The organism is Gammaproteobacteria bacterium CG11_big_fil_rev_8_21_14_0_20_46_22 (assembly GCA_002796245.1).
Lineage (GTDB): Bacteria > Pseudomonadota > Gammaproteobacteria > UBA12402 > UBA12402 > 1-14-0-20-46-22.
Genome location: PCWT01000018.1, coordinates 179 through 5,821 on the forward strand (window position 1 = coordinate 179; position 5,643 = coordinate 5,821).

General features: G+C 51.5%; 3 protein-coding genes and 2 pseudogenes (1 of these 5 running past the window's edge). All 5 read right to left on the minus strand.

The genetic code is table 11. The annotated features are described in order from the left end of the window. Window positions 1–169: pseudogene (locus COV52_02075) on the minus strand (hypothetical protein) (it extends 101 nt beyond the left edge of the window). A gap of 1 nt (window position 170) precedes the next feature. Next, complete coding sequence (locus COV52_02080; GenBank protein PIR11794.1) at window positions 171–704, minus strand: hypothetical protein; 534 nt, start codon at window positions 702–704, stop codon at window positions 171–173. 170 nt (window positions 705–874) lie between these two features. Continuing rightward, window positions 875–1,111: a hypothetical protein gene (locus tag COV52_02085; protein ID PIR11795.1), complete on the minus strand. Its 237-nt coding sequence runs from the start codon at window positions 1,109–1,111 to the stop codon at window positions 875–877. Window positions 1,112–1,777: 666 nt separating this feature from the next. After that, window positions 1,778–2,776 carry a hypothetical protein gene (locus COV52_02090; GenBank protein PIR11796.1) on the minus strand — a complete coding sequence of 333 codons (999 nt, stop codon included), beginning with the start codon at window positions 2,774–2,776 and terminating at the stop codon, window positions 1,778–1,780. A 308-nt stretch (window positions 2,777–3,084) separates the two neighbouring features. Next, a pseudogene (locus COV52_02095) lies at window positions 3,085–5,643 on the minus strand (DNA primase).

Genomic DNA, 5,643 nt, shown 5'->3' on the forward strand with positions numbered 1-5,643 from the left:
CGTTGATATGCCTTAGCGCCCATTCGCAATTATTCATTAGTTTTTCATCATCAACGTAATTTGTGTCAATAGGCATCGTAACCGCAACTTGTCGTGCAACTTCTTCGCGGCTCAACACACCATTCAAGAACTGTATTAATAATTCAATGAAGTACGCTTTATAGTCCATATTATTTAACCACCTGTTGTCCCGATTGAATTAATACGGAGTCAAAATCCCTATGAACAACTTTTCCCGCACCATCGGTAACTGAGTGAACTGTAAACTTGGTTTGACCTGCGGCGTCTTGGTACTTAATGACGGTTTGAGTACCACCGGTTTTCTCTCCGTGCCAGGTCGCAGGCTTGTTTTGAACAACATTAGGAGTCAGACCGGAAAATCCTTTTCCTCCGCGAGCTTCTGCTGCGCCTATCTGTTGTAGAGTCGCATTGTCAACCTTGAGGCCGCTCTTAGTTCTCTCTGCATTCTTTAGTAGGTCGAGAGTTGATCCTCCGTTTGTAACATCAAGACACCCTGACGGGCATCCTACACTAAATGCCGTTTTTCCCTGATGCATCAACCAGTTAAAAACGCTTTCGCCCCGGTGCAGGTTTGCGCCCAGGTTTTGAGGCCCCGACGCGACTTTGGCGCTAACGGCACCGCTGGCCGATAAGGCCAGCAGCAGCACCAGAAGCAGGTTTTTCATAAGGTTTGTGATCCGCATGGAGGGCATTTTAGCGGATAACTCCAGATGATCCTAGGGCTTTTTATCCTTAGCTGCCGGTTTCGGGGCGCGCCAGAGCCCCAATGCTGCCGGGCGGCGCCAGCCGCCTTGGGGTTTTTGGGTGTTGGCGGCTAAGGATAAAGGGGAACCCGAAGGCTCCCCGGCACGGGTTACCAAGGCACCAATAAGTCTTGATATTCCGCTTTGATCTTTTTGACTAACGGTTGCCAGTTATCCAGGCGTTCCCACGCTTCGATGACGCTGTAACCGTGCGGTAAAAACTCCATACGATCCAGCACGAACGCTGCCGCAATTTGCTCGCTTGTTGACGCGCTAGTGCTTCCATTACTGGCCAGTTCATTCGCTACATTGATGATTTTTTCGATTTCCCAAGGGACATTTTTCATTTCGATTACTCCTTCTGAGTGGCTGTTGTATGCCACTTCCAGAGAGCGCCGCACGCAGGGCTGTCAAGGGCGGCGCGTCTTTTTGCGCCGTTTATATACCCTTGACTGACCGAGCACGGGGCTATCATGAAGAGGCATACAGCAGACACGGACTCTCCGACTGGCACGGACTCAAGTCCCCCCAGCGGGGGGATTTAGGGGGGAGAAACACGCTTTTAAGTGCGCTTGCACCAGCCCTTTTGCTTTGAAGCCCCCTTGGGGGTTTGGGGGTAATAAACCCAAGCCAGCAACCAGCCCGACCCTACCCGCTTACACACTTGACGCCAGCACCGACTTCACGACGAAGCACGAACACCACAGCCAGCACAGGGTTCGCCCGTGCTGGCGGGTAGGGTTTTTAGGGCGGGGAGGCGCGTCTTTTTGCGCCGGGGGAGGCTGGCTAGACAGGGCTATGGAGCTTGGCGTGACCTTTGCGGCTTTTTTGCAAAGGGCATGACAGGCGACAGAGCGGCCTTATTTCCTATGCAGTGCGCAGCGCTGCCCGGAGGAACGTAGTGACGGAGGCAGGGAACGGACGCAACGAACTCAACGCTGGCACGGTGCGAGCGTGGCGCTTGCCTTGCAGCTTTTGTTTTTTAGCAAGGCATGTGACACGCGGGTAAGTGCTCAACTGTCCGACGCCTCTTCCAGCTCTTCAGCGGCTAAGGCAGAGAGTAAGGCATCTTCGTCTGGCTCCGTTTCCCGTTCTGGCTTTTGCTCCCTCACCATCCTGGCCGGATGGGTGGCGGTGTGGATGTCTTTCAGTTTGCGGATTGAGACTTGGGTGTAAATCTGCGTGGTCTCCAGGCTGACGTGTCCCAGCATGGCCTGGATAAAGCGCACGTCTGCACCGTTTTCCAGCATCAGGGTGGCCATGGTGTGACGGAACAAGTGGCAGCTCCCGCGCTTGCCAATGTCGGCCTGGTCGATGTATTCCCGCACCATTTGCGTTAATCGATTCGCGGTAAAGGCTTGGCTTAAGTGGGTCAGGAACAAGGTGCCTTCGTCGTCCGGCATGGTTAATGATGGCCGCACTTCGACCTGGTATTTATCGATCCATTTTAAAGCCCGCTCGCCGATGGGGATCATGCGGTCTTTTTTGCCTTTGCCCTGCCTCACCATCACGGTGCCGCGCTCTGTATCGATGTCGAACAGTTTTAAATTAATTAATTCCATTCTTCGCATACCGGTTGAGTACAGCGTTTCCAATATGGCGCGATCTCTTACACCGGTCGGCGTCAAGGTGTTGGGCTGGTTGATAATGGTTTCCGACTCGGCCACCGTTAATATATTTTTCGGTAACCGTCGCTCAAGGCGTGGCAAGTCCAGGTCACTGGCGGGGTTGTACAGGATGTAATTTTGTCTCGCCAACCATTTAAACCAGGCTTTAATGGGCGCTACGCGCACATGCTGGCTGCGTGTTGACAGCGGTTCCCCGTCACGTTCCTTGCGATACATAAACAGGTAACGCTGATAGCGTTCGATGATCGGCTTGGTAATGTCCGGCGGCTTTGTGATCCCGCGCTCGTCGCACCACTGGATAAAGTAGCGCAAGTAGACTTCGCGGTTTTCAATGGTTTTAGGGGAGTAGTTTTTCTCGGCTTGCCAGAGTAAAAACCGGCGCATGTAATTGAACAGGCTTTCCGGGTCGTTGGGGTCGCCTATTGGCGGGCGGGGTGTTTTCTCTCCTTTCTTCGCCACGGTTACAGCTCCATTACCGCGTTATGGTTACGGTTTGACGCAACGAGTTTTTCTACCGGATAAGTGCTTTCCGCTTCACTTTGCCCATTATTGCCGTTTACGCCTGTATTTATAGGGGTTTCAGGCAATCTACTACCAGGCTCCTTGGCCGCTACTTGGGGGCTACCTGGATACTCCTTGTTGGGTTTTGAATGCTCCTTCTTTTCGTCGTACTGGTGATTTTCGTTAAGTTTTAGCTCTTTCACATCGGCCAGGCCCATTAAAAACGTCTCACCATTTTTGCCTTCACCGCTGTACATCAGCTCATACACGAACGATTGCCCACGGCCACCGCGATGCACCAACACGTATTCCAGTTGCTCTAACTTTTTCATGTGCGTTTTGATCTGGAAGTCTGTCCAGCCCACAGTTTCGCGCACGTCCCGGCGGCTAAAGCGGTAATCTTGTTTTTCCAGCTTCAAGGCGGCGCAACGCGCTTTCACCATGTCGTTAATTAACATCAACAAGCGCCGCGTTTGTGGCGGTAATTCATCGAGAGTACGACCGAGTATTTCATTGGCCAAACGGTTGGCCGTGTCGATGTCTTCCGGCACCACTTCAATGTATTGCAGTGGCTTGCCGTGATGCGTCACGGTTTTTATGGGCCGTTGGTATTGGTGCAATAAGGCAATGGTGCGGATGAGCGTTAAGTACTTCATGTGATCGCGGCGTGAGCGGGTTTTATCGCTTAAAAAGCGCAACTGATTGGCGAAGGGGTTCACCACTTTTAACGGCCTTAGCAGGCGTTGTGCATTTCGATGCAAGCTAATAAGCTGCTGTTTTTCTTCATTCGCCAACAAGCCTTCCAGCATTTCACCCAGGCGTTGTTGCGAGTGGATCGCTTCGGTTTGTTCGCGGTTTTCATTGACCGTTAACACTAAACAGCGGTTCATGAGTTCTTCGTCAATGTCGATAGCCGTGGTGGTCAAGAACAACATCACTGGCCCTTCCACACGGTATTCCTGTGTGGTGAGATTCCCTGTCGTGGCATCCTTGCCCGTTGACGCAATGGTGATTTCCCCTTCCGACTGTAAAAGCTTTAACGCGTAGCTGGCATTCTCTGCGCCTTCCTCTTCGGCGATGGCCAGTATTTTGTTTTTAAGATTGGTTTCCCCCATGTAAAACAGGCTTTGCCCGGTCATGGCGGAGTACTGCACCCGCTCTTCTTCGGGCATTAAACTGAGAACGGCATCCATTAGGGAGCTTTTACCGGCAGCGCTACTACTTTGGATAATCACGGCCAGGGGTTTATCCAGTTTGCGACTGACGCCAGCCAGATAGCCAACCAGCTTATTGGTCTCTTCCCCAACCACCCCGGCGCGGTTAAAGTCTTCAAGAATGCGGCTAAGGAGTGAAGGGTCTTTCAGTAATTCGAGGGCTGCGCTTTGCTCTTCATCGCTTAAGTTCACCTTTTTTTCTTCGGATTCGAGTGCACCTTTGATTTGCTTTTCTTGCAGCTCTTCGAGTTTGAGCAGGACTTTGCCCAGATCTTTTTTGATCGCATCGTCTTTTAATCCCAGTTCGATACTGGCTTGTTTAATGTAGGCGGCGCGATGTCTTGCGCTGTAGATATCCAGCGTATCAACGTAAAAGTTATCGCTTCTGCTAACCAGCACGTTGACTTTGAGTTGGTCGTAACTCATATTTTTTGCGATGCCGCGAACACGGTAACGGCGGTCGCCCAGCGCTATAACGGTTTCATGCTCGCTGACTTCCGCACTCACATTATCGGCGGGTTCTGGCAGTGGTGAAGCGTTGGTGGTTTCGGGGATTGGTTCAACGTTGGGCTCTTCTGGCTCGAAGATTTCACCGATGTTGGGATCGAACGCCGGTTCAACGGTAACCATTTCTAATTGGCGTTCTGGCGCTTTACCTGCACCCATCCACTCGGCATTGCGTATCACCAGGCCAAGGCTTTTCTGTGCAGGTGTCACTTGCTGGGCATACTCGTTAACGTCCATGCCTTTGGGTAACAGGATTCTAAAGCAGTCAATGCCTTCGGCTTGTAACTTCTCCGCTAACTGTTCGGCCGCTTTGTTTCCCGCCTCGTCTCGGTCATAGGCAATGAGCACACGCTTGATGTCGTATTGTTTAAAAGCGGCTAAGTGGGAAGGCGTAAAACCGGAAGTGCCATAACTGGCGGTGACATTTCTAAAACCGTGAACCCAGAAGGTCATGGCATCAATGAGCGCTTCACAGAGGATGATTTCAGAAGAGGCTTTGAAGGCTTGGACATTCCACACGCCGTTATGCGGCCCCGGTAAATACAGGTGTTGCGCGGTGCCTTTCCTTAATCTCTGGCCTAATATTTTGCGGCCATAGACTTCACTGATGATGCCATTCTCATCGATGATCGGCACGACCAAGGAACCGTTAAAATGCTCGTGGCCGCTATCGCGTAAAATTCCTATTTCTTGCAGCTTGCCACGCAATTCCGCACCAGCCTTGCGATTCTTTTCTGGCAGGCGATAACCCAAGGTGCGATTGGCAAAGCCTAATTTAAAACGGTCTATTAATTCGGGATGTTCCAGGCCACGCGAGCGTAAATACTCTTGTACTTCCGGCGATTGCTTGAAGGTTTCGTGATAGTAGTCGATGACTTGGCGCAAAGCTGTTTGGCTATCAGCATTAGCGGCTAAGGGGGCAGTCAATTTTGTTGTGGTGTTTTTCGTCTTGGCGGTCGTACTGCTTTCAATCACTAAACCTAAGTCTTTTTGCAACATCTCACAGGCAAAGCGGAAGCTCACGCTTTG